This window comes from Brevundimonas sp. GW460-12-10-14-LB2, assembly GCF_001636925.1.
Classification (GTDB): domain Bacteria; phylum Pseudomonadota; class Alphaproteobacteria; order Caulobacterales; family Caulobacteraceae; genus Brevundimonas; species Brevundimonas vesicularis.
Genome location: NZ_CP015511.1, coordinates 2,553,445 through 2,574,778, shown reverse-complemented (window position 1 = coordinate 2,574,778; position 21,334 = coordinate 2,553,445). Strand labels below are relative to the sequence as shown.

The window sequence follows — 21,334 nt, the reverse complement described above, 5'->3', positions numbered from 1 at the left end:
AGCAGCGCAAAGCGCGATAGGCCAAGAAAGGAAACTTTGATGCGCGCTGTTCTGTCCAAGACGCTTGGTGGCCCCGAAACCCTGGTCGTGGAGGATGTGCTCGACCCGACGCCCAAAACGGGCGAGGTAATCATTGAGGTCAAGGCGGTTGGGATCAACTATCCCGACACCCTGATCATCGAGGACAAATACCAGTTCCGGCCCGAGCGACCCTTCTCGCCGGGCGCCGAGGTCGCCGGCGTGGTCGAGGCGGTGGGCGAGGGCGTCAAGGGCGTGCGCAAGGGCGACCGCGTCATCGCCGTGCCGGGCTGGGGCGGGCTGGTCGAACGGCTGGCGGTGCGGGCCGAGACCGTCATCTCCATCCCCGACGCCATGAGCTTCCAAGAAGCGGCGGCCCTGATCATGACCTATGGCACAAGCTACTATGCGCTGAAGGACCGGGCGCAGCTGAAGGCGGGCGAAACCCTCTTGGTGCTGGGCGCGGCCGGGGGCGTCGGCGCCGCCGCCGTCGAACTGGGCAAGGCTATGGGCGCGCGCGTGGTCGCCGCCGCCTCGACCAACGACAAGGTCGAGTTCGCGCTTGAACTGGGCGCCGACAATGGCCTGATCTATCCGTCGGGATCGATGGACAAGGCGGCGCAGAAGGCGTTGTCGGGTGAGTTCAAGCTGGCGACCGGCCGCGACGGCGCGGACGTCGTCTATGATGCGGTCGGCGGCGATTACGCCGATCCGGCGCTGCGGGCCATGGACTGGAACGGGCGCTATCTGGTGGTCGGCTTCCCGGCGGGCATTCCGTCCCTGCCGCTGAACCTGACGCTGCTGAAGTCGGTGTCGGTGATCGGCGTCTTCTGGGGCGCGGCGGTGATGCGCGATCCCAAGGCCCACGCCGCCAACATGGCCGAACTGATGCAGATGTATGCGGACGGCAAGATCAGGCCGCGCGTGTCAAAGACCTTCCCGCTGGAAAAGGCCGGCGAGGCGATCAAGGCTTTGGGCGACCGTCAGGCTCTGGGCAAGATCGTGGTGACGGTCGAGAGCTGAGTTATTTCGACTTCAGCCGCTGCACCGCGTCCTCGGCCTTGTCGCGGTGGCGGCGTTTGATGTTGGCGCCGACCAGGGCCAGCAGGGCGGTGATGACGGCCGCGTCGTCGGTATAGCCGATGCCGGCGAAGATGTCGGGAATGGCGTCCACCGGCATGACGAAATAGGCCAGGCCCGCGAAGATCATGCCCTTGGCCGCCATCGGCGTCTGCGGATCGCGCGCGGCGTACCAGGCGGCCAGGGCCTGGTCCGCAAAGGGGATGCGGGCGGCCGTGCGCTGAATCTTGGGCCAGAAGCCCTTGGTCACGCGCGCCTCGTTGATCTTCACCACCGACGGCACGAGCGCCTTTTTCGGGTCCAGGACATCCGATGGATCGGCAGGTTTGGCTTTGGCGGTCATGGCCGCTAAATCCTCAAACGAAACTCAGGTTCACGACAATATAGGAACGATCAGGATGAAACTCGACAACACCATCGCCGCAGTGGTCACCGGCGGCGCCTCGGGCCTGGGCGAAGGCACCGCGCGCGCCATCGCGGCGACGGGGGCCAAGGTCGCCCTGTTCGACCTGAACGCCGAAAAGGGCGAGGCTGTCGCGGCTGAGATCGGGGGCGTCTTCTGCCAGGTGGACGTGACCGACGACGCCTCGGTCGCCGCCGCCTTTGAAAAGGCCCGCGCCGCCCATGGCCAGGAACGTTTGACCGTCAACTGCGCCGGCATCGCCACGGGCCAGAAGACCGTCTCGCGCAAGAAGGACACCGGCGAGATCAAGGCCCACGACATGGCCCAGTTCGAGCGCACCGTGCGGGTCAATCTGTTCGGCACCTTCCGCGTTTTGTCGCAGTCGGCGGCGGGCATGGTGACGCTGGAGCCGATGGCGGACGGCGAGCGCGGCCTGATCGTCAACACAGCCTCGGTAGCGGCGCAGGACGGCCAGATCGGCCAGGCGGCCTATTCGGCGTCCAAGGGCGGCGTCTATGCGATGACCCTGCCGATCGCGCGTGATCTGGCTCAGGAAGGGGTGCGCTGCAACACGATCCTGCCCGGCATCATGTGGACGCCGATGATGGCCGGCATGGATCAGAAGATCCAGGACGCCCTGGCCGCCGCCATCCCCTTCCCCAGCCGCCTGGGCACGCCGGCCGACTATGCGTCGCTGGTGCTGGAACTGGCGCGAAACGTCTACATCAACGGCGAATGCATCCGTCTGGACGGCGCCATCAGGCTGGCGCCGCGCTGAGGCGCGGGGGGTGTGAGCGGGACTTGATCGCTTTTTGCAAATTCTCTCTTGCAGGACCGATCAACCCTCCGCTATACGCCCCCTCCTCGACGGGGAGCGCACCTAGCTCCTACGGAGTGCGGGCGTAGCTCAGTGGTAGAGCACAACCTTGCCAAGGTTGGGGTCGAGAGTTCGAATCTCTTCGCCCGCTCCAAGTCGAGACGAGTAAAATCAGGGGCCTGTCGGTTGCGGCAGGCCCCGATTTTTTGCCCGATGCCTAAGATATTTTCAGATCAGTCCGGCGACGAGCGTCAGCACGCCCAGACCGATTGACAGCGGCGCCCGCAGCGCCAGCCAGCCCTCGGGCGTCAGACCGGCCGCCTTCAGCTTCAGATCGACCAGGACGCTGGCGGCGATGAAGACGCCCAGCACGACCAGCGACACGGCCGGGTCGAGGCCCGCCGCCCAAACGACGCTGGTCGCCAACGCGAGAAGCGAGGGCGCCACAGAGGCGGTCCAGACCCATTTGGGCGCCTTCACGCCCGTCGCGGCCGCCAGTCCCCACCAGACGCCGCCCAGAAAGCTAAAGATCAGGGCGGCGTAGGCGTAGGCCAGGCCGAGGGCGGCGGTCTGCTGGTCGGCATCGCCTACAAGAAGGACGACAACCGCCGCCGCCTGGGGCAGCAGGCCGGCGAAACCCAGTATGCGGGCGAGCGGCGGCAAGCGATGTCGGCCGGTGGGTTCAATCGTCATCGGACACCTGTCGAGGCGGGTTGCGATCCAGACTGTAGAGGACGGCCGTATAGGATGGCGAGCCCGTTCGCCGTCGCCGAGAGCCTTCGATCGTCATGACTCCCTTGCTTGTCTGGTACGATGGCGGCTGTCCTTTGTGCCGACGCGAGATCGCCCTGATGCGGCGGCTGGATCGACGCGGCGTGATCCGATTCGTGGATGTGTCGGACGGACAGACAAGCTGCCCGCTGGATCGCGAGACGCTGCTGGCGCGGTTCCACACGACGGAGAATGGAAGACTGCTGTCGGGCGCGGCGGCCTTTGCGGCGATGTGGCGGGCCATACCGCTGTTGCGCCCCCTGGGCCTGGCCGCACGCATCCCCTGGGTCCTTGCGGCGTTGGAGGGTGGGTATCGGGTGTTTCTGCGCCTGCGTCCTCGATTTCAGTCTCTCGCTCGCAAATGGGCCCGTGATGGAAATAACGCATGTCCGTGCTTAGGCTGGTGCTGGGCGATCAGTTGTCGGACGACCTGTCGGCGCTGAAGGATCTGAACCCGGACGTCGACACGGTTCTGATGGCCGAGGTTCGCGACGAGGCGACCTATGTCCGGCATCACAAGCAGAAGCTGGCCCTGGTGTTCGCCGCCATGCGCAATCACGCCGAGCGGCTGAAGGGGCGGGGCGTCAAGGTGCGCTATGTGCGGATTGACGATTCGGACAACAGCGGCTCCATCACCGGCGAACTGGCCCGGGCTCTGGACGACGGCGCTTATGAAACGGTGGTGATGACCGAATGCGGCGAGTGGCGGCTGGCCGAGCATCTGGCCGCCTTTGCGGAAGGGGCGGAGCTGCCGGTCGAGATTCGCGAGGATCGCCGCTTCATCAGCAGCCACGACCGTTTTCGCCGCTGGGCCTCGGGCAAGTCGCAGCTGCGCATGGAGTTCTTCTATCGCGAGATGCGCCGCGCGACGGGCATACTGATGGACGGCGATCAGCCGGAGGGCGGGCGTTGGAACTATGACGCCGAGAACCGCAAGAAGCTGGCCAAGGGCGTGACGCCGCCCGATCGCCTGCGCATTCCGCCCAACGCCGTGGCGCGCGAGGCGATGGCGGATGTCGAGCGGCTGTTCGGCGACCATTTCGGATCGCTGGACGGGTTCGGCTGGGCCACGACGGCGCAGGAGGCGGAAGCCTCGCTGAAGCATTTCCTGAAGGACGTCCTGCCGTCGTTCGGGGACTGGCAGGACGCGATGGCGGAGAATCAGCCCTGGATGTGGCATGGGCTGATCTCGACGTCGATCAACCTGGGCCTGCTGGACCCGCTAGACGTCTGCAAGCGCGCCGAGGCGGTCTATCGGGCGGGCAAGGCGCCGATGAATGCGGTCGAAGGCTTCATCCGGCAAATCCTGGGATGGCGCGAGTTCGTGCGCGGCATCTACTGGCTGAAGGCGCCGGAGTATCGGGCGCGCAACTTTCTGGATGCGGACCGCAAGCTGCCCTGGTTCTACTGGTCCGGTGAGACCGACATGGCCTGTGTCGCCGAGGTGGTGGAGACCACGCGCGACAACGCCTACGCCCACCATATCCAGCGGCTGATGGTGACCGGCAATCTGGCCTTGCTGCTGGGCGTGCATCCCGATCAGGTCGATGACTGGTACATGTGCGTCTATGCCGACGCCTATGAATGGGTCGAGATGCCCAATACGCGCGGCATGGCCCTGTTCGCCGATGGCGGCATCGTGGGGTCCAAGCCGTATGCCGCGTCGGGGGCCTATATCGACCGGATGAGCGACTATTGCGGGGCGTGTCGCTATGACGTGAAGAGCAAAAGCGGCGACGCGGCCTGTCCGTTCAACCGGCTGTACTGGGGCTTTCTGGAGCGCAATCGCGGCCGGCTGCGGGACAATGTGCGGCTGGCCATGCCCTACCGCACGCTGGAGAAGTTCGGAGAGGCCAAGCGCAAGGCCTTGGCGGCCGAGGCGGAGGCGTGCCGGACCCTGTTGGGCGCGACGCCGATCAATTGACCGTGGAACCACAGGCGCAGCGCGACCATTTGCCTTGCTGTTTCGTCCTGCTCGAGGAGGCCGCCCCCGTGATCCTGCCCCGCCGTTCCGCCCTTGTCCTGGCCGCCGCCGTCGCGGCCTCGGCCCTGTCCGCCTGCGCCTATAACGAAGCCCTGGGCCGCAATCAGTTGCTGTTAGTGGACAACGCCGCCCTGTCGCAGCAATCGACCGCGGCCTGGCGAGAGGCTATCGCCAAGCCAGGCGTGATGACGACCGGCGCCCAGGTCGACCGAATCCGGCGCGTCGGCGACCGTCTGGTCCAGGCGGCGGGTCTGGGCGGTCGGACATGGGACTATGCGGTGTTCACGGAGGCCAGCCCCAACGCCTTCGTCCTGCCGTCCGGCCAGATCGGCGTGACGACCAGCCTGTTGGCCCTGGTACAGAATGACGACCAGCTGGCCAGCGTGATCGGTCACGAAATCGGGCACGTCGTCGCCAACCATGCGGCCGAGCGCGCCTCGAACCAGACGGTGACCAGCGTCGGTCTGGCGGCTGTCGGCGGGGCGGCGGGTCGCTATGGCGATGCGGTCAACGCTTATGGCGGTTTGGCCGCCCAATACGGGCTGCTGCTGCCCTATTCGCGGCGCGACGAGCTGGAGGCCGACCGTCTGGGCGTGGACTATATGGCCGTCGCCGGGTTCAAGCCGTCGCAGGCGGTGGCGCTATGGCGACTTATGGCGGCGCAGCGTCAGACGCAGACGCCGCAGTTCGCTTCGACCCACCCGTCGGATGCGACCCGGATCGAGGCGTTGCAGCAATATATCGCCAGTCGCGGCTGGAACTGATCAGACCCGGATGTCGAGGTAGGAGCCGGGGCGCATGATCCGCGGCTCCTCGCGCTGGGCCGGGGCGGGGGGCGCCTCCACCGGCCGGGCCGGGTTGGCGGTTCGGATCGTGGACATGACGGCGGCGGCCGGGACAGGCGGCTTGGGCGCAGCAGTCTGCTCCACCGCGTTCTGGTTCAGGGCAGCGCGGAAGAAGGCGGCCTGAGCGCTGCGGGCGCTCGGCAGATCAAGGCCCTGGGCGGGCGTGTTCAGCGGCAGGCCGGGACGAATCGCGCTCATGCCGACATGGTTAACGGAAACCCTCGAAAAAGGGTTAACGCGGCCTCAGCGCTTGGTCGGCGCGGGACGGGGCGAGGCCTGCATGGAGGCGACCAGCCGGTCGATGTCGGCGTCGTCTAGCAGGGGGCCGGACTGTTTGGCCGTGATGCGCCCCATGGCGTCGACGGCGAAGGTCTCGGGCACGCCGGAGATGCCGAGGTCGAGGCCCGCGCGACCCTCGCGGTCCACCAGCACCATCGAATAGGGATCGCCCAGTTCGTCGAGGAAGGCGCGAGTGGCGACCGGCTCGTCCTTGTAGGCGATGCCGACCACGGCGACGCCGCGCGCCTTCAGCGCCAGCAGCTTGGGGTGTTCGATCCGGCACGGCGCGCACCAGGAGGCGAACACATTGACCAGCATGGGCCGGCCGACGCCGGCGGTCTTCAGGTCCAGATTGCCCGGTCCCGCCTGGTCGCCTGACAGCAGGGGCAGGACCGTCTCGGGGATGGTCTGGCCGACCAGGGCGTCGGGCTTGAAAGCCGGATCGCGCTTCAGCGACCACCCGACGAACAAGGCCGCCAGCGCCGCGAGGACCGCCAGCGGGATCAGGGCCAGCCAGCGGTTCATTTCTCTTGTCCTAACGCGCTTCGCGCTGCTTGAGGGCGGTTGGTGTCCGCTGCTTCTGGGTGTGTGCCTTGGTCTGCCTCAAGCCGGGCCAGTTCGCGCTTCCATCTGCGGGAGGCGACGACGGCGCGGACGGTCAGGGCGGTCAGGACCAGGGCGCTGACGCCCCAGGCGGGCCAGACGAAGGTGGCGTAGGGGGTCATGTCGAGGTCGAGCATGGCTTCAGGCCTCCTGAGCCAGCCGAGCGCGCAGGGTCATGACGCGGCGGCGGCGGATCTCGGTGCGAATGGCGGTCAGCCACAGGGCCGCGAACAGCATCCCGTAGGCCGCCAGCATGGTCAGGAAGGGCGGCAGATAGACGGGGTCGAGGCCCGAGGAGCCAGGCGTCAGGAAGCTGGCGGGCTGGTGCAGAGTGTTCCACCAGTCGACCGAAAACTTCACGATCGGCAGATTGATCAGGCCGACCAAACCCAAGACGGCGGCGGCGCGCCCGGCCTTCTGCTCGTCGTCGATCGAGGCTCTCAGCGCCATATAGCCGAGATAGAAGAGAAACAGCACCAGCACGCTGGTCAGGCGCGCGTCCCACACCCACCAGGTCCCCCACATCGGCTGGCCCCACAGCGAGCCGGTGAACAGGGCCAGGGCCGTGAAGGCGGCGCCCGGCAGGGCGGCGGCGCGGGCGGCGGCGTCGGCCAGGGCGTGACGGAAGATCAGCGCAAAGAAGCTGGACACGCCCAGCGCCGCATAGGCGCCCAGGCCCAGGGTGGCGGCGGGGACATGGACGAACATGATCCGCACCGTGTCGCCCTGCTGATAATCGGCCGGAACGGTGAAGCTGAGCCAGGCGCCGACGCCCAGCAGCACGGCGGCGAGCCCCCACAGAACGGGCGTCAACGGGCCGGTGAAGGCCATGAAGCGCTGCGGATTGGACAGGCCGAACATCGGTTCAGCGCTTACGCAACGAATGGACGGCGGGCAAGCTCACCCTTGCGCGTTGCGAACGGCGGCGGCCCCGGCGAAGGGGGCGACGATGGCGGCGAACAGCACGTAGGCGCACAGCAACGCCAATGCCGGGCCGACCGGCTGGCCTGATCCCGCGCGCTCCAGGGCGCCGGCGCCGAAGACGACGGGGGGAATAAAGAGCGGCAGGACGACGACGGCGATCAGCAGCCCGCCACGCTTGGCGCCCAGCGCAAGGGCGGCGCCCAGCGCCCCGGTGAAGGCGAAGCCTGCGCCGCCGATCAGGGCGGTCAGTGCGACCAGAGGCGTCAGCGACGCGGGCAGGCCAAGCGCCAGGGCGGCGACGGGGGCGGTCAGGGCAAGCGGCAGACCGACGGCGATCCACTGGGCCAGGGCCTTGATCAAGACGACCTGCTCCAGCGCCAGATGGCCGAGAGCCAGCAGATCCAGCGCCCCGTCCTCCATGTCGCGCTCAAACAGCCGCTCCAGCGACAGCAGGGACGCCAGGGCGAGCGCCAACCAGGCGACGCCGCCGGCGACAGGGCCGAGCGTGCGCGGATCGCCGCCGGCCGCCAGCGGCAGTATGGCGGTCAGACAGGCGAAGAAGCCGCAGGCCAGTAAGGGGCCGCCGCCCCCGCCCCAGGCCAGATCCAGTTCGCGCTCCAGCAGAACGCGCGTCGCGCCGCGCAGGCCGGGCGGACGGGGTTCCTGATCGACATCGCGGCGGCTCACTTCAGCGCCCCCAGATCGAGAGAGCGGGTCGCCAGCGGCAGGGGGTCGTGGACGGCGGCGACGATCAGGCCGTCGGCGTCCAGATGACGCTGCATCTGCTCCGCGAAGGCTTCGCGCCAGCGGGCGTCCAGCGGCGCCATCGGCTCGTCCAGCAGCCACAGGGCGCGCGGCGATCCAACCAGCCGGCCCATGGCCAGGCGACGGCGCTGACCGGCCGAAAGACGCCGGACCTCCAGGTCCAGCAGGGGCTTCAGGCCGAAGGCCTCCACGGCGTGGTCGACGCCGTACTGGGTGTGGCCCAGCCAGTCACATTGAAACCTCAGCTCTTCGCGCGCCGTGCGGCCGCCTTTCAGCCCGTCCAGATGGCCGAGAAAATGGGTTTCGCGTCCACGCGCCTGCCGCTCGTCAAGCCGATTGCCGTCGCCGTCCTGGAAGGCGACCGTCCCGGCGTCTGGCCGCAACAGGCCCGCGATCGCGCGCAGCAAGCTGGTCTTGCCCGCCCCGTTTGCGCCCGTCAGGGCCAGCACCTCGCCGGCGCGCAAGGTCAGGTCGAGGCCGTCGAACAGTCTGCGCTCGCCGCGTGAGACGGTCAGGCCGGCGAGGGTGAGGGTGTGGATCATCGCGTTTCACCCGCCGCGCCAAATCTGCGAACCCTTCTCAATGTCCACGTCAGGGGTGTGGACACATGGACGGTGCGGCGTGGCGGGGCTATAGGCACGGTCGCCGCAGCAGGCTTTCGCCGCGCGCGCAGGGGCCCTGTGAGCCGCTGCGTCTGCCGCGCGAAGGCGCAACCGGATTGTCGGGCGGCGCTGACCAGAGGAACTCTCCATGCCGTCGATCGACAGCTTCAAGACCCGCCAGGACCTTTCCGTCGGGCGTAAGAAATACGCCTATTACAGCCTTCCCGCCGCCGAGGAAGCCGGTCTGACCGGGATTTCCCGCCTGCCGCGCTCGATGAAGGTGCTGCTGGAGAACCTGCTGCGTAACGAGGACGGCGTTTCCGTCACCGAAGACGACCTGAAGGCCGTCGCCGCCTGGGTCGAGAACAAGGGCTCGGTCGAGCACGAGATCGCCTTCCGTCCGGCCCGCGTTCTGATGCAGGACTTCACCGGCGTTCCCGCCGTGGTCGATCTGGCCGCCATGCGCGACGCCATGAGCGCCCTGGGCGCCGACGCCGCCAAGATCAACCCGCTGGTGCCGGTCGATCTGGTCATCGACCACTCCGTCATGGTCGACAACTTCGGCACGTCGAAAGCCTTCGGCCAGAACGTCGAGCGCGAATACGAGCGCAACATCGAACGCTACAACTTCCTGCGCTGGGGTTCGTCGGCCTTCAACAACTTCCGCGTCGTGCCGCCCGGTACCGGCATCTGCCACCAGGTGAACCTGGAGAACCTGGCCCAGACCGTCTGGACCCTGGACGAAGGCAAGAAGACCGTCGCCTATCCCGACACCGTCGTCGGCACCGACAGCCACACCACCATGATCAACGGCCTGGCCGTCTTGGGCTGGGGCGTCGGCGGCATCGAGGCCGAGGCGGCCATGCTGGGCCAGCCGATCCCGATGCTGATCCCCGAGGTCATCGGCTTCAAGCTGACGGGCGCGATGCCCGAAGGCACGACGGCGACCGACCTGGTGCTGACCGTCACCCAGATGCTGCGCAAGAAGGGCGTGGTCGGCAAGTTCGTCGAGTTCTTCGGCGACGCCCTGCCGAACATGACCATCGAGGACCAAGCAACCATCGCCAACATGGCTCCGGAATACGGCGCCACCTGCGGCTTCTTCCCCGTCTCGGCCGCCACCATCGGCTATCTGACCGCCACGGGCCGCGACAAGGCGCGCGTCGCCCTGGTCGAAGCCTACGCCAAGGCCCAGGGCCTGTGGATCGACGAGAATTCGGAAGACCCGGTCTTCACCGACGTGCTGGAACTGGACATCTCGACCGTCGTGCCGTCGCTGGCGGGTCCGAAGCGTCCGCAGGACCGCGTCGAACTGACCACCGCCGCTCCGGCGTTCGAAACCGCCCTAACCGACGTCTTCGCCCGTCCGTCCGACGCCGAGCGTGTCTCGGTGGATGGCCAGAAGTTCACCGTCGGCGACGGCGATGTGGTCATCGCGGCCATCACCTCTTGCACCAACACCTCCAACCCGTCGGTGCTGATCGCCGCGGGTCTGGTGGCGCGCAAGGCCAATGCGCTGGGCCTGAAGGCCAAGCCCTGGGTCAAGACCTCGCTGGCCCCCGGCTCGCAGGTCGTGACCGACTATCTGACCGACGCCGGTCTGCAGAAGGATCTGGACGCCCTGGGCTTCAACCTGGTCGGCTATGGCTGCACCACCTGCATCGGCAACTCGGGTCCGCTGGATCCGGCCATCTCCAAGGCAATCAACGACAACGCCCTTGTCGCGACCTCGGTCCTGTCGGGCAACCGCAACTTCGAAGGTCGCGTGAACCCCGACGTCCAGGCCAACTATCTGGCCTCGCCGCCGCTGGTCGTGGCCTACGCCATCGCCGGCTCGATGCGGATCGACATCACCAAGGACCCGATCGGTCAGGACAAGAAGGGCAACGACGTCTTCCTGAAGGACGTCTGGCCGACCACGCAGGAAATCGCCGACATCCAGCGCAAGTCCGTCACCCCGGCCATGTTCGCCAAGCGCTACAAGGACGTGTTCAAGGGCGACAAGCACTGGCAGGCCATCAAGGTCACCGGCGGTCAGACCTATGAGTGGGACGACAGCTCGACCTACGTCGCCAACCCGCCCTATTTCGACGGTCTGTCGATGGACCTGACCCCGGTTCAGGACGTGGTCGAGGCCCGCGTTCTGGCCATCTTCGGCGACTCGATCACCACCGACCACATCAGCCCGGCCGGTTCGATCAAGAAGACCTCGCCCGCCGGCGTCTATCTGACCAACCACGGCGTCGAGGCGGCCGAGTTCAACAGCTACGGCGCCCGTCGCGGCAACCACGAAGTCATGATGCGCGGCACCTTCGCCAACATCCGCATCAAGAACCGCATCACGCCCGAGATCGAAGGCGGCGTGACCAAGCACTTCCCGTCGGGCGACACCATGTCGATCTACGACGCGGCCATGCGGTATCAGTCGGAAGGTCGCCCGCTGGTCGTCTTCGCCGGCAAGGAATACGGCACCGGCTCGTCGCGCGACTGGGCGGCGAAGGGCACGCGTCTGCTGGGCGTTCGCGCCGTCATCGCCGAAAGCTTCGAGCGCATCCACCGTTCGAATCTGGTCGGGATGGGCGTCGTGCCGCTGCAGTTCAAGCAGGACGGCTGGCTGAAGCTGGGGCTGACGGGCGAAGAGATCGTCACGATCCGCGGCCTGTCGGACGCCAACATCGGCAAGCTGAAGCCGCGTCAGGACCTGTGGGTCGAGCTGTTCCGCCCGTCGGACGGCAAGATGGCCCGCTTCCCGGTCCGCTGCCGGATCGATAACCAGACCGAGCTGGACTATCTGCTGGCCGGCGGCGTCATGCCCTATGTGCTGCGCAACCTGGCGCGCGGCCCGGAAACCGAAGCGCCGATCGCCGCCGAATAGGTCGCGGTTCGTCCAGACAAGAAAGAGGGCCGGCGGAGCGATCCGCCGGCCCTTTTCCGTTTGCCGAAAGGCGGTGGTCAGTCGGCGCTGACGACCACCAGCTTGCGGTTCACGAACTCCTTGATGCCCACATCGCCCAGCTCGCGGCCGAAGCCCGAGCGTTTGACGCCGCCGAACGGCAGTTCGGGCATGGAGGTCGTGGTGGTGTTGATGAAGACCATGCCGGTCTCGATGCGAGAGGCCAGTTTGCGGGCGCGGTCGGTGTCGCCCGAGAAGATCGAGCCGCCCAGGCCGAAGTGGGAATCGTTGGCCAGGGCCACGACCGCGTCGTCGTCCTCGACCACGAAGACCTGGGCTACGGGGCCGAAGAACTCCTGATAGAAGGCCGGGTTGTCGCGCGCGACGTCCGTCAGGACGGTCGGCTCGTAGAAGAAGCCGGTGCGATCGGCGGGCTTGCCGCCGGTCACCGCCTTGGCGCCGTGCTGGATCGCCTCGTCCACCTGTTTGGTCAGGGTCTTCAGCGCATCCTCGGACGACAGCGGACCTAGGTCGGTGGCCTCGTCCAGCGGGTCGCCCATGACGGCGGTCTTCATGCCCTCGACGAAGCCGGTGATGAAGGCGTCGGAGACCGACTTCTGGACTATGAAGCGTTTGGAGCCGGTGCAGACCTGTCCGGCGTTAGAGAGGCGGCCTTCGACGCCCGCCGCGACCGCCTTTTCGATGTCGGCGTCGTCCAGCACCACGAAGACATCGCTGCCGCCCAATTCCAGCGTGGACTTCTTCAGCATTTCGGAGGCGCGGGCCGAGACCTTGGCGCCGGCGCCCTCGGAACCCGTCAGGGCTACGCCCTGGATGCGGTCGTCGCCGATCAGTTCGGCGACCTTTTCGGATGAGATGTAGAGGTTGGCGACAAAGCCTTCAGGGGCGCCGGCCTCGCGCACCAGTTCGGCGAACCGGGCGGCGCAGCGGGGCACGATGCCCGCGTGCTTGTAGAGTACGGGATTGCCGACCGCGATGGCTGGCGCGACGACGCGGATCAGCTGATAGATCGGGAAGTTCCACGGCTCGACCGCCAGCAGCACGCCGATCGGGTGAAACTCGACCCAGGCCTCGCCCAGTTCGCTGTCGATCTTTTCGGGCTTGAGAAAGTCGGCGGCCTTCTCGGCGTAGTAGGCGGCGATGCCGGCGCACAGATCGATCTCGCCCTGCCCCTGAGCCAGGGGCTTGCCCATCTCCTCGGCCATGGTGCGGGCCAGGTCGTCTCGGTTTTCGGTCAGAAGGCCCGACAGGGATTTCAGCACGGCCAGGCGCGGCTGGATGTCGCCCTTGGACCAATCCGAATGGAACAGCCCGTCGGCTTTTGCCAGGGCGGCCTCGACGGCGTCGTCGGTGTGTTCCGGATAGTCCTCGACCAGCTGTTCGGTGAAGGGATTGAGGGTGCGGTAGGCCATGGGGCGTCCTGAAGCTTCGGTCGGACGCCCGGGGCGGCGCCGATCCGTTGTCAGGAAAGCAAACGCGACCTGTCGGGGCGAGTTGCCTGGCCGTCAGTCCGGATCGCTGAACGGCGGCGGGAGTTGGCCGGACTTGAAGAGGATGTTGGGCTCTTCGTCGTAATCGCCCATTTCGGTGTCCGCCGAGACGGCGAAGGCGACGACGCCCAGACGCAACGGCGCCAGACGTTCGGCCTTGCGACGCGCCTCCTCGGCGTCTTTGCAGCCGACCTGGGGTTCTGCGCGCAGGGCCTTGCCCCGGCCCTGGACATAGGCCTGGACGATATAGACGGTTTCGGTTGCCATCCGCTTCCAAGCGGCCTGTTCGGCGCTCAGGTCAATCGATCAATCGAGCCTCAGTCCGTTTTCGCTCTAACTTCACTCTAACTTCAGGGCCTCGGCCAGCAGCCGGGCCTCGGCGGCGCGGCTGGAGCCGGCGCGCCAGGCGACGACGATCTCGCGATGGGGCGGGGCGCCGTCGGCCTGGTTTTCGAAGGCGCGGATGGCGACAGAGGGGTTGTCGGCCAGACCGGCCTGCACCGCCATCTTCGGCAGGAAGGAGACGCCGAGGCCCGAGCCGACCATCTGAACCAGGGTGTGCAGGCTGGTGGCCGCAAAGACGTCGTCGCCGCGCGGGGCCTCGATGTCCAAGGCCGCCAGGGCATGGTCGCGCAGGCAATGGCCGTCTTCCAGCAGGATCAGATCCTCGGCCCGCAGCGAGCCGGGACGGATGGGGCCGGGCGCGGCCAAGGCATGGTCGGCGGGGGCGGCAGCCATGATCTCATCATCGCCGATGCGGGCGTGGGCGATGCCTGGCGCATCATAGGGCAGGGCGATGACGGCGGCGTCGATCTGACCCGCCTTCAGCGCCGCGATCAGCCGGGGCGTCAGATCCTCGCGGATGAACAGCTTCAGGCTGGGATAGGCGGCCTTCACCGACGGGAGCTTGGCGGGCAGCAGGAAGGGGGCCACGGTCGGAATCACGCCGAGGCGGAATCGGCCGGACAGCAGACGCCCGGCGTTTTTGGCCGCCTCGACCAGATCCTCGGTGCGGGCCAGAACGTCCTCGGCGCGGCGAACGGCCTCGGCTCCAACGGCGGTCATGATCACGGCGCCGCGCGCGCGTTCGACCACCGGCGCGCCCAGGATGCGCTCAAGCTCCTGCACACCGGCGCTGAGGGCGGGCTGGCTGACGTGGGCGGCCTCGGCGGCGCGCGAGAAGCTGCCGTGTTCGGCCAGGAGCTTGAGATACTGGAGCTGACGCAACGTGGGAAGCATGGAAGGAAAATAGGCCTGTCCTATGCTGACGCCAAGGATAATCGATTGGCTTTATCCGTTTGACCCGTGTCGTATGACCCCATCATCTACAGGGCGATGCAAAAATCGCTCGCCGTCGTGCGCCAGTGCAGCAGGGAGAAAACACCATGACCGACGAAGCCAAATGCCCCTTTTCCGGCCGGACGCCCCGATCGGTCGCAGGCGGCGGCGTTCAGAACCGCGATTGGTGGCCCAACCAGCTACGTGTCGATCTGCTGAACCAGCATTCGACCAAGTCCGATCCGCTGGGCGAGTCGTTCGACTACCGCGAGGCCTTTTCCAAGCTGGACTATGAGGCGCTGAAGGCGGATCTGCGCGCGCTGATGACGGACTCCAAAGACTGGTGGCCGGCGGACTTCGGCCATTATGGCCCGCAATTCGTCCGCATGGCCTGGCACAGCGCCGGCACCTATCGCGTCGGCGATGGTCGCGGCGGCGGCGGGCGGGGCCAGCAGCGGTTCGCCCCGCTGAACTCCTGGCCCGACAACGTCAATATCGACAAGTCGCGCCGCCTGCTGTGGCCCATCAAGCAGAAATACGGCCAGGCCATCTCGTGGGCCGACCTGATGATCCTGACCGGAAACGTCGCGCTGGAGACGATGGGTTTCCGCACCTTCGGCTTCTCGGGCGGCCGCGCTGATACCTGGGAGCCGGATCAGGACGTCTATTGGGGTCGCGAAACGACCTGGCTGGGCGGCGACGAACGCTATGCCCACGGCTCGGACGGTGTGGTGAAGCCCGGCGACGAGGCCGTGCTGGTCAGCGATGACAATGCGGACGGCGACAAGCATTCCCGCGATCTGGAGAACCCGCTGGCCGCCGTGCAGATGGGCCTGATCTACGTCAATCCGGAGGGGCCGGACGGCAATCCCGATCCGATCGCGGCGGCGCGCGACATCCGCGACACCTTCGCCCGGATGGCGATGAACGACGAGGAGACGGTCGCCCTGATCGCGGGCGGCCATACCTTCGGCAAGACGCACGGCGCCGGTCCGGCCGACCATGTCGGGGCCGAGCCCGAGGCCGACGGGCTTGAGGCGCAGGGCCTGGGCTGGGCGTCCAGCTTCGGCAGCGGCCACGGAGGCGACGCGATCACCAGCGGCCTGGAAGTCACCTGGACCCAGACGCCGGCCCAGTGGAGCAACTTCTATTTCGAAAACCTGTTCGGCTTCGAATGGGAGCTGGAGAAGTCTCCGGCGGGGGCGCATCAGTGGGTGGCCAAAGACGCGGGCGAGATCATCCCCGACGCCCACGATCCGTCGAAGAAGAAGCGGCCGACCATGCTGACGACCGACCTGTCGATGCGGTTCGACCCGGAATACGAGAAAATCTCGCGCCGGTTCCTGAACGATCCGCAGGCCTTTGCGGACGCCTTTGCGCGGGCCTGGTTCAAGCTGACCCACCGCGATCTGGGGCCGCGTTCGCGCTACATCGGGCCGGAAGTCCCGAGCGAAGTCCTGCTGTGGCAGGATCCCGTGCCGGAGGTCGATCATCCACTGATCGATGCGACGGACGCGGCGGGTCTGAAGGCCAAGGTGCTGGACTCGGGCCTGAGCGCCGCCGAATTGGTGGGCACGGCCTGGGCCTCGGCCTCGACCTTCCGGGGCGGGGACAAGCGGGGCGGGGCCAACGGCGCGCGCATCCGCCTGGCGCCGCAGAAGGATTGGGCCGTCAATCAGCCCGAACAACTGGACCAGGTGCTGAAGACGCTGGAGCGCATCCAGACCGAGTTCAATGAGGCGCAGACGGGCGGCAAGAAGGTCTCTTTGGCCGACCTGATCGTGCTGGCCGGCAATGCCGGCGTCGAGCAGGCGGCCAAGGCGGCGGGCCACGACGCCAGCGTGCCGTTCACGCCCGGCCGGACCGACGCCAGCCAGGCGCAGACGGATGTCGAATCCTTCGGCTATCTGGAGCCGGTCGCCGACGGCTTCCGCAACTTCCAGAAGGCCCGCTACGCGGTGCCAGCCGAGTCGCTGCTGATCGATCAGGCGCAGCGGCTGACGCTGACGGCGCCGGAGATGACGGTGCTGATCGGCGGCCTGCGGGCCATCAACATCAATACGGGCGGAGCGACGCACGGCGTGCTGACCGAGCGGCCGGGCGTGCTGTCCAACGACGTGTTCGTCAACCTGCTGGACATGGACGTGAAGTGGACGGCGACCACGGACGCCAAGGACGTGTTCGAGGGCCGCGATCGCAAGACGGGCGAAGCGAAGTGGACCGGCACGCGTGTCGATCTGGTGTTCGGCTCCAACGCCGTACTGCGCGCACTGGCCGAGGTCTATGCCGGGGCTGATGCCGAAGGAAAGTTCGTCTCTGACTTCGTGGCGGCCTGGACCAAGGTGATGGAGCTGGACCGGTTCGACCTGCACGGCTGAGCCGGGGCAGAGGGTGGAAAGAAGAGGGCCGGGCGCGTCGCAGCGTCCGGCCTTCTTCTTCGTGCGGATCAGCGCAGCCTGATCTCGAACAGCTGCGGCCAGCGTTTGCCGGTGACGAACAGGCGTTTTCCCGCCGCGTCCCAGGCGATGCCGTTCAGGACGTCGTCGTTGGGGTCGAGGTTCGCGCCCTTGGGGACCAGGGCGGTCAGGTCGATGAAGGCCTTGACCACGCCGGTCTCGGGATCGATGCGGGCGATGCGGTTGTCCTGCCAGAGGTTGGCGAAGACCTCGCCGTCGATCCATTCCAGCTCGTTGATCTGATCCAGCGGCCGGCCGTCGGCGGTGACGGAGACGCGGCCGGTCTCGGCGAGCGTCTCGGGATCGAGAAAGCGCAGCTGGTCGGTGCCGTCGCTCATGATCAGGCGGTGACCGTCGGTGGTCAGGGCCCAGCCCTCGCCCGGATAGGAGAAGCCGCCCAGGGGCGAGAAGTCGTCCAGCTTCCAGATGAAGCCGATGTGGTTGCGCCAGGTCAGGCTGTAGAGTTTGCCGTTCAGCGTGGTCATGCCCTCGCCGAAGTAGATGGTCGGCAGGTCGCGCTGACGCTCCACGCGTCCGGTCTCCAGATCGACCTTACGGATGAAAGACGGATAAAGGCCTGTGCTCTCGTAAAGGTCGCCGTCGTGGAAGAAGAGGCCTTCGGTGAAGGCCCCTGTGTCGTGCGGATAGGCCCGCACCACCTCGTAGGGCTGGACCGGGACTTCGGCCCTGACCGGCAGGGCGACGCCTGTCGTCAACAGCAGACCGGCGACAAGGCCGGCGAGCCGGGACGACAGGCGCATCATGAGCCTCAGCCCCGCTCGGCGGCGGCTTCGGCCTCGGCCTTCTGGGCGCGGGCCTCGGCGGCGTTCGCCTCGCTGCGGGCCAGTTCGGCCTTTTCCTTCTTGGATGCGGATTTGCGACCCAGCATGTTCAACGCCTCAACACCGGCCGAGAAGGCCATGGCCGCATAGATGTAGCCCTTGGGCACATGATAGCCGAAGCCGTCGGCGATCAACACCATGCCGATCATCAGGAGGAAGCCGAGCGCCAGCATGACGACGCTGGGGTTCTTGTTGATGAAGTTGGCCAGGGGGTCGGCGGCCAGCAGCATGACGGTCACAGCGACCAGGACGGCGACGACCATGATCGGCAGGTGCTCGGTCATGCCGACGGCCGTCAGGATCGAGTCGATCGAGAAGACGATGTCCAACAGGATGATCTGGAAGATGGCCGCGCCGGCATTGGCGATGACCACGTCCTTCTTGTCCATGACATCGTGGCTGGGCGTGGGATCGACCGTGTGGTGGATTTCCTTGGTCGCCTTCCAGACCAGGAACAGACCACCCGCGATCAGGATCAGGTCCTTCCAAGAGAATTCATTGCCCATGACGGTGAAGACCGGCTGCACCAGACCGACCAGCCAGGCGATGATCGACAGCAGGGCCAAACGCATGATCAGCGCCAGGCCGATACCGATGCGCCGCACCTTCTGCCGCTGATGCTCGGGCAGTTTGTTCGACAGAATTGAGATGAAGATCAGGTTGTCGATGCCGAGCACGACCTCCATCACGATGAGGGTCACCAATGCGGCCCAGGCGGCCGGATCGGAGAGCAGGGGGGTTATGCTGTCGAGCATGGGGTTTCCTGGTGGAGGATAAAGCTTGAGCGGAAAGCGCTAGGGCCGACGCAGGTTCCGATCAAGCGATGGGGTGCGGCGTCATGGTCGCACCCCCCTGGGCGCGGTCGCCCTTCCTCCGCTGTGTGGAAGGAAACGGCGGCGCGCTCTCGCCCTGCGGCAACGGCGCGCCTTCACGCAATGTTGCGAGCGGCGAAACCCCGTGCTATCAGGCGCCCGGCTTGAAGGGGGCGTATTTACGGATACGGCCTCCGTCGTGCTTTCCGTAAGCATTTCAAGCTTTTGACCGTTGCGAGCCTCGCAGTCGGTTGCGACCCTGACACAACGACCTCGGACCCTAATCAGTGGCTGATGATTTCAGAACGACGGAAGTCGGCGATCGCTACGCACAGGCGCTGTTTGACCTGGCGCTGGAAACCGGCCGCCTGGACGCCGTCCGCGCCGACCTGAAGTCGCTGAGGGCGGCCTGGACCGAAAGCGCCGACCTGCGTCGTCTGGCTGTCTCGCCCGTCATCGCCGCGCCGGACCAGGCCAAGGGTCTGGTGGCCATCGCCGCCAAGGCCAGGTTCGAGCAGACCACGACCAACTTCCTGGGTCTGCTGGGTCAGAACCATCGCGCCAAGGACCTGCCGGCCGTGATCGCCGGGTTCGAAGCGCGCTACGCCAAACACGCCGGCGTCGTCGCCGCCGAGGTCGTCTCGGCTCAGCCGCTGGACGCCAAACAGGTCGCCGCCATCACCGCCGCCCTGTCCAACAGCCTGGGCAAGGCGCCGGAACTGACCGCACGCGTCGATCCGTCGATCCTGGGCGGCCTGAAGGTCAAGGTCGGTTCGAAACTGTTCGACGCCTCGCTGAAGACCAAGCTCGACCAGATGAAGTTCGCCCTCAAGCGCGCCTAAACGCGCTCCCGCCACCAAGAATGCGCGCCTGAACGGCGCACCCGCAGAAGACTGAAGAACAGAGAGCCCGTCATGGACATCCGCGCCGCTGAAATCTCGGCCATCCTCAAGTCGCAGATCGCCAACTTCGGCGTCGAAGCCGATGTCTCCGACGTCGGCAGCGTGCTGTCGGTCGGCGACGGCATCGCCCGCATCCACGGTCTGGACAATGTCCAGGCCGGTGAAATGGTCGAGTTCACCAAGGCCGGCGTGAAGGGCATGGCCCTGAACCTCGAGCGCGACAACGTGGGAGCCGTGATCTTCGGCGCCGACGCCGCCATCGCCGAGGGCGACGACGTGCGCCGCCTGGGCGAGATCGTGGACGTGCCGGTCGGCCGCGGCCTGCTGGGCCGCGTCGTCAACCCGCTGGGCGAGCCGATCGACGGCAAGGGCCCCATCGAGTTCACCGAGCGCCGCCGCGTAGACGTCAAGGCGCCCGGCATCATCCCGCGCAAGTCGGTTCACGAGCCGATGCAGACCGGCCTGAAGGCCATCGACACCCTGATCCCCGTCGGCCGCGGCCAGCGCGAACTGATCATCGGCGACCGTCAGGTCGGCAAGACCGCCGTCGCCATCGACACCATCCTGAACCAGAAGAACGTCAACAAGACCGACGACGAGAGCGCCAAGCTCTACTGCATCTACGTCGCCATCGGCCAGAAGCGTTCGACCGTCGCCCAGATCGTCAAGACCCTCGAAGAGGCCGGCGCGCTGGAATACACCATCGTCGTGGCCTGCACCGCTTCGGAGCCGGCCCCGCTGCAGTTCCTGGCCCCGTTCGCCGGCACCGCCATGGGCGAGTTCTTCCGCGACAACGGCATGCACGCCCTGATCGTCTATGACGACCTGTCCAAGCAGGCTGTTGCGTATCGCCAGATGTCGCTGCTGCTGCGCCGTCCGCCCGGTCGTGAAGCCTATCCGGGCGACGTCTTCTATCTGCACAGCCGCCTGCTGGAGCGCTCGGCCAAGCTGAACGAGGATTACGGTTCGGGCTCGATGACCGCCCTGCCGATCATCGAAACCCAGGCCAACGACGTTTCGGCCTACATCCCCACCAACGTGATCTCGATCACCGACGGCCAGATCTTCCTGGAATCGGACCTGTTCTATCAGGGCATCCGTCCGGCCGTGAACGTCGGCATCTCGGTGTCGCGCGTCGGCTCGTCGGCCCAGACCAAGGCGATGAAGAAGGTCGCCGGCTCCATCAAGGGCGAACTGGCCCAGTATCGCGAGATGGCCGCCTTCGCCAAGTTCGGCTCGGACCTGGACGCCTCGACCCAGAAGCTGCTGGCGCGCGGCGCCCGTCTGACGGAACTGCTGAAGCAGCCGCAGTATTCGCCGCTGGCGATGGAAGAGCAGGTCGTCTCGGTCTACGCCGGCACGCGCGGTTACATCGACGGCATCGCCGTCGGCGACGTCGGCCGCTTCGAGAAAGAGCTGCTGGCGCGCATCCATGCGAACCACGCGTCGCTGCTGGAAGGCATCCGCACCAAGAAGGACCTGACCTCGGACCTCGAAGCCGAGCTGAAGGACATCCTGGCCGCCTTCGTCAAGACCTTCGCCTGAGCCC

Annotated in this window: 22 protein-coding genes and 1 tRNA gene; 10 read left to right on the top strand and 13 right to left on the bottom strand. The window is 66.9% G+C overall.

The window, feature by feature from the left end; all coding sequences use genetic code 11:
• The first annotated feature begins 39 nt into the window (after positions 1-39).
• Positions 40-1,041 (top strand): NADPH:quinone oxidoreductase family protein, encoded by a 1,002-nt coding sequence (locus A4249_RS12835; protein WP_066553210.1) that lies wholly within the window; start codon positions 40-42, stop codon positions 1,039-1,041.
• 1 nt (position 1,042) lies between these two features.
• On the opposite strand, the gene A4249_RS12830 is transcribed toward A4249_RS12835, so the two are convergent.
• Complete coding sequence (locus A4249_RS12830; protein WP_066553206.1) at positions 1,043-1,441, bottom strand: YkvA family protein; 399 nt, start codon at positions 1,439-1,441, stop codon at positions 1,043-1,045.
• Positions 1,442-1,496: 55 nt separating this feature from the next.
• Here A4249_RS12830 and A4249_RS12825 point away from each other — a divergent pair, with 55 nt between their 5' ends.
• A complete protein-coding gene (locus A4249_RS12825) occupies positions 1,497-2,279 on the top strand; it encodes an SDR family NAD(P)-dependent oxidoreductase (RefSeq protein ID WP_066553203.1) in 783 nt (260 codons plus the stop codon).
• Between the two features lie 118 nt (positions 2,280-2,397).
• Positions 2,398-2,472, top strand: a tRNA-Gly gene (locus A4249_RS12820).
• Between the two features lie 74 nt (positions 2,473-2,546).
• Here A4249_RS12820 and A4249_RS12815 read toward each other — a convergent pair.
• A complete protein-coding gene (locus tag A4249_RS12815; RefSeq protein WP_066553200.1) occupies positions 2,547-3,011 on the bottom strand; it encodes a DUF3429 domain-containing protein in 465 nt (154 codons plus the stop codon).
• Positions 3,012-3,106: 95 nt separating this feature from the next.
• Here A4249_RS12815 and A4249_RS16365 point away from each other — a divergent pair, with 95 nt between their 5' ends.
• The 3 genes from A4249_RS16365 (at position 3,107) to A4249_RS12805 (ending at position 5,837) form a co-directional block, all read left to right on the top strand.
• Positions 3,107-3,532, top strand: coding sequence for a thiol-disulfide oxidoreductase DCC family protein (locus tag A4249_RS16365; RefSeq protein ID WP_082854156.1), 426 nt, complete (start codon positions 3,107-3,109; stop codon positions 3,530-3,532).
• Entirely contained in the window at positions 3,475-5,013 is a 1,539-nt protein-coding gene (locus A4249_RS12810) for a cryptochrome/photolyase family protein (RefSeq protein ID WP_066553198.1), read from the top strand. Before A4249_RS16365 ends, A4249_RS12810 begins: the two co-directional genes overlap by 58 nt.
• Positions 5,014-5,081: 68 nt before the next feature.
• The gene (locus A4249_RS12805; protein ID WP_066555174.1) at positions 5,082-5,837 is read left to right on the top strand and encodes a M48 family metallopeptidase; all 756 of its coding nucleotides are present in this window, start codon (positions 5,082-5,084) and stop codon (positions 5,835-5,837) included.
• On the opposite strand, the gene A4249_RS12800 is transcribed toward A4249_RS12805, so the two are convergent.
• The 6 genes from A4249_RS12800 to ccmA are packed head-to-tail and all read right to left on the bottom strand — an operon-like array spanning position 5,838 to position 9,031.
• Positions 5,838-6,116: a hypothetical protein gene (locus A4249_RS12800; protein ID WP_066553196.1), complete on the bottom strand. Its 279-nt coding sequence runs from the start codon at positions 6,114-6,116 to the stop codon at positions 5,838-5,840. It abuts the gene before it with no gap.
• Positions 6,117-6,161: 45 nt separating this feature from the next.
• Positions 6,162-6,722, bottom strand: a complete 561-nt coding sequence (locus A4249_RS12795; protein ID WP_066553188.1) for a DsbE family thiol:disulfide interchange protein — start codon at positions 6,720-6,722, stop codon at positions 6,162-6,164.
• A complete protein-coding gene (gene ccmD, locus A4249_RS12790) occupies positions 6,719-6,937 on the bottom strand; it encodes a heme exporter protein CcmD (RefSeq protein ID WP_066553186.1) in 219 nt (72 codons plus the stop codon). Before ccmD ends, A4249_RS12795 begins: the two co-directional genes overlap by 4 nt.
• A 4-nt stretch (positions 6,938-6,941) precedes the next feature.
• Complete coding sequence (locus A4249_RS12785; protein WP_066553183.1) at positions 6,942-7,661, bottom strand: heme ABC transporter permease; 720 nt, start codon at positions 7,659-7,661, stop codon at positions 6,942-6,944.
• 39 nt (positions 7,662-7,700) lie between these two features.
• Complete coding sequence (gene ccmB / locus A4249_RS12780) at positions 7,701-8,411, bottom strand: heme exporter protein CcmB (protein WP_156494716.1); 711 nt, start codon at positions 8,409-8,411, stop codon at positions 7,701-7,703.
• A complete protein-coding gene (gene ccmA / locus A4249_RS12775; protein ID WP_066553181.1) occupies positions 8,408-9,031 on the bottom strand; it encodes a heme ABC exporter ATP-binding protein CcmA in 624 nt (207 codons plus the stop codon). The genes ccmB and ccmA overlap by 4 nt, the downstream gene beginning before the upstream one ends.
• Positions 9,032-9,239: 208 nt before the next feature.
• Here ccmA and acnA point away from each other — a divergent pair, with 208 nt between their 5' ends.
• On the top strand, positions 9,240-11,966 hold the full coding sequence (gene acnA, locus A4249_RS12770; RefSeq protein WP_066553178.1) for an aconitate hydratase AcnA: 2,727 nt from the start codon (positions 9,240-9,242) through the stop codon (positions 11,964-11,966).
• Positions 11,967-12,043: 77 nt separating this feature from the next.
• Here acnA and A4249_RS12765 read toward each other — a convergent pair whose 3' ends face one another.
• The 3 genes from A4249_RS12765 to A4249_RS12755 all read right to left on the bottom strand — a co-directional run bounded on the left by A4249_RS12765 (position 12,044) and on the right by A4249_RS12755 (position 14,734).
• Positions 12,044-13,417 carry an NAD-dependent succinate-semialdehyde dehydrogenase gene (locus A4249_RS12765; RefSeq protein WP_066553176.1) on the bottom strand — a complete coding sequence of 458 codons (1,374 nt, stop codon included), beginning with the start codon at positions 13,415-13,417 and terminating at the stop codon, positions 12,044-12,046.
• Positions 13,418-13,510: 93 nt separating this feature from the next.
• Positions 13,511-13,762, bottom strand: coding sequence for a hypothetical protein (locus A4249_RS12760; RefSeq protein ID WP_066553171.1), 252 nt, complete (start codon positions 13,760-13,762; stop codon positions 13,511-13,513).
• 72 nt (positions 13,763-13,834) lie between these two features.
• Complete coding sequence (locus A4249_RS12755) at positions 13,835-14,734, bottom strand: hydrogen peroxide-inducible genes activator (protein WP_066553170.1); 900 nt, start codon at positions 14,732-14,734, stop codon at positions 13,835-13,837.
• Positions 14,735-14,880: 146 nt separating this feature from the next.
• On the opposite strand from A4249_RS12755, the gene katG reads away from it, so the two are divergent.
• Positions 14,881-17,151, top strand: coding sequence for a catalase/peroxidase HPI (katG, locus tag A4249_RS12750; RefSeq protein ID WP_066553169.1), 2,271 nt, complete (start codon positions 14,881-14,883; stop codon positions 17,149-17,151).
• Positions 17,152-17,219: 68 nt separating this feature from the next.
• Here the strand turns inward: katG and A4249_RS12745 are convergent, their stop codons facing one another.
• On the bottom strand, positions 17,220-17,993 hold the full coding sequence (locus A4249_RS12745; RefSeq protein ID WP_082854155.1) for a glutaminyl-peptide cyclotransferase: 774 nt from the start codon (positions 17,991-17,993) through the stop codon (positions 17,220-17,222).
• 5 nt (positions 17,994-17,998) lie between these two features.
• Positions 17,999-18,826: a TerC family protein gene (locus A4249_RS12740; protein ID WP_055807309.1), complete on the bottom strand. Its 828-nt coding sequence runs from the start codon at positions 18,824-18,826 to the stop codon at positions 17,999-18,001.
• 344 nt (positions 18,827-19,170) lie between these two features.
• On the opposite strand from A4249_RS12740, the gene A4249_RS12735 reads away from it, so the two are divergent.
• Positions 19,171-19,725, top strand: coding sequence for a F0F1 ATP synthase subunit delta (locus A4249_RS12735; protein ID WP_066553163.1), 555 nt, complete (start codon positions 19,171-19,173; stop codon positions 19,723-19,725).
• Positions 19,726-19,797: 72 nt separating this feature from the next.
• Positions 19,798-21,330 carry a F0F1 ATP synthase subunit alpha gene (gene atpA, locus A4249_RS12730; RefSeq protein WP_066553159.1) on the top strand — a complete coding sequence of 511 codons (1,533 nt, stop codon included), beginning with the start codon at positions 19,798-19,800 and terminating at the stop codon, positions 21,328-21,330.
• Positions 21,331-21,334: the final 4 nt, after the last annotated feature.

What these genes read in the sequence shown, in the direction of transcription:
- A4249_RS12740 (WP_055807309.1), bottom strand. Translation starts at nt 18,826, where the DNA reads ATGCTCGACAGCATAACCCCCCTGCTCTCCGATCCGGCCGCCTGGGCC.
- A4249_RS12830 (WP_066553206.1), bottom strand. Translation starts at nt 1,441, where the DNA reads ATGACCGCCAAAGCCAAACCTGCCGATCCATCGGATGTCCTGGACCCG.
- A4249_RS16365 (WP_082854156.1), top strand. Translation starts at nt 3,107, where the DNA reads ATGACTCCCTTGCTTGTCTGGTACGATGGCGGCTGTCCTTTGTGCCGA.
- katG (WP_066553169.1), top strand. Translation starts at nt 14,881, where the DNA reads ATGACCGACGAAGCCAAATGCCCCTTTTCCGGCCGGACGCCCCGATCG.
- ccmD (WP_066553186.1), bottom strand. Translation starts at nt 6,937, where the DNA reads ATGCTCGACCTCGACATGACCCCCTACGCCACCTTCGTCTGGCCCGCC.
- A4249_RS12745 (WP_082854155.1), bottom strand. Translation starts at nt 17,993, where the DNA reads ATGATGCGCCTGTCGTCCCGGCTCGCCGGCCTTGTCGCCGGTCTGCTG.
- A4249_RS12825 (WP_066553203.1), top strand. Translation starts at nt 1,497, where the DNA reads ATGAAACTCGACAACACCATCGCCGCAGTGGTCACCGGCGGCGCCTCG.
- A4249_RS12815 (WP_066553200.1), bottom strand. Translation starts at nt 3,011, where the DNA reads ATGACGATTGAACCCACCGGCCGACATCGCTTGCCGCCGCTCGCCCGC.
- A4249_RS12760 (WP_066553171.1), bottom strand. Translation starts at nt 13,762, where the DNA reads ATGGCAACCGAAACCGTCTATATCGTCCAGGCCTATGTCCAGGGCCGG.
- A4249_RS12785 (WP_066553183.1), bottom strand. Translation starts at nt 7,661, where the DNA reads ATGTTCGGCCTGTCCAATCCGCAGCGCTTCATGGCCTTCACCGGCCCG.
- atpA (WP_066553159.1), top strand. Translation starts at nt 19,798, where the DNA reads ATGGACATCCGCGCCGCTGAAATCTCGGCCATCCTCAAGTCGCAGATC.
- A4249_RS12800 (WP_066553196.1), bottom strand. Translation starts at nt 6,116, where the DNA reads ATGAGCGCGATTCGTCCCGGCCTGCCGCTGAACACGCCCGCCCAGGGC.
- A4249_RS12765 (WP_066553176.1), bottom strand. Translation starts at nt 13,417, where the DNA reads ATGGCCTACCGCACCCTCAATCCCTTCACCGAACAGCTGGTCGAGGAC.
- A4249_RS12795 (WP_066553188.1), bottom strand. Translation starts at nt 6,722, where the DNA reads ATGAACCGCTGGCTGGCCCTGATCCCGCTGGCGGTCCTCGCGGCGCTG.
- ccmA (WP_066553181.1), bottom strand. Translation starts at nt 9,031, where the DNA reads ATGATCCACACCCTCACCCTCGCCGGCCTGACCGTCTCACGCGGCGAG.
- acnA (WP_066553178.1), top strand. Translation starts at nt 9,240, where the DNA reads ATGCCGTCGATCGACAGCTTCAAGACCCGCCAGGACCTTTCCGTCGGG.
- A4249_RS12810 (WP_066553198.1), top strand. Translation starts at nt 3,475, where the DNA reads ATGTCCGTGCTTAGGCTGGTGCTGGGCGATCAGTTGTCGGACGACCTG.
- A4249_RS12835 (WP_066553210.1), top strand. Translation starts at nt 40, where the DNA reads ATGCGCGCTGTTCTGTCCAAGACGCTTGGTGGCCCCGAAACCCTGGTC.
- A4249_RS12755 (WP_066553170.1), bottom strand. Translation starts at nt 14,734, where the DNA reads ATGCTTCCCACGTTGCGTCAGCTCCAGTATCTCAAGCTCCTGGCCGAA.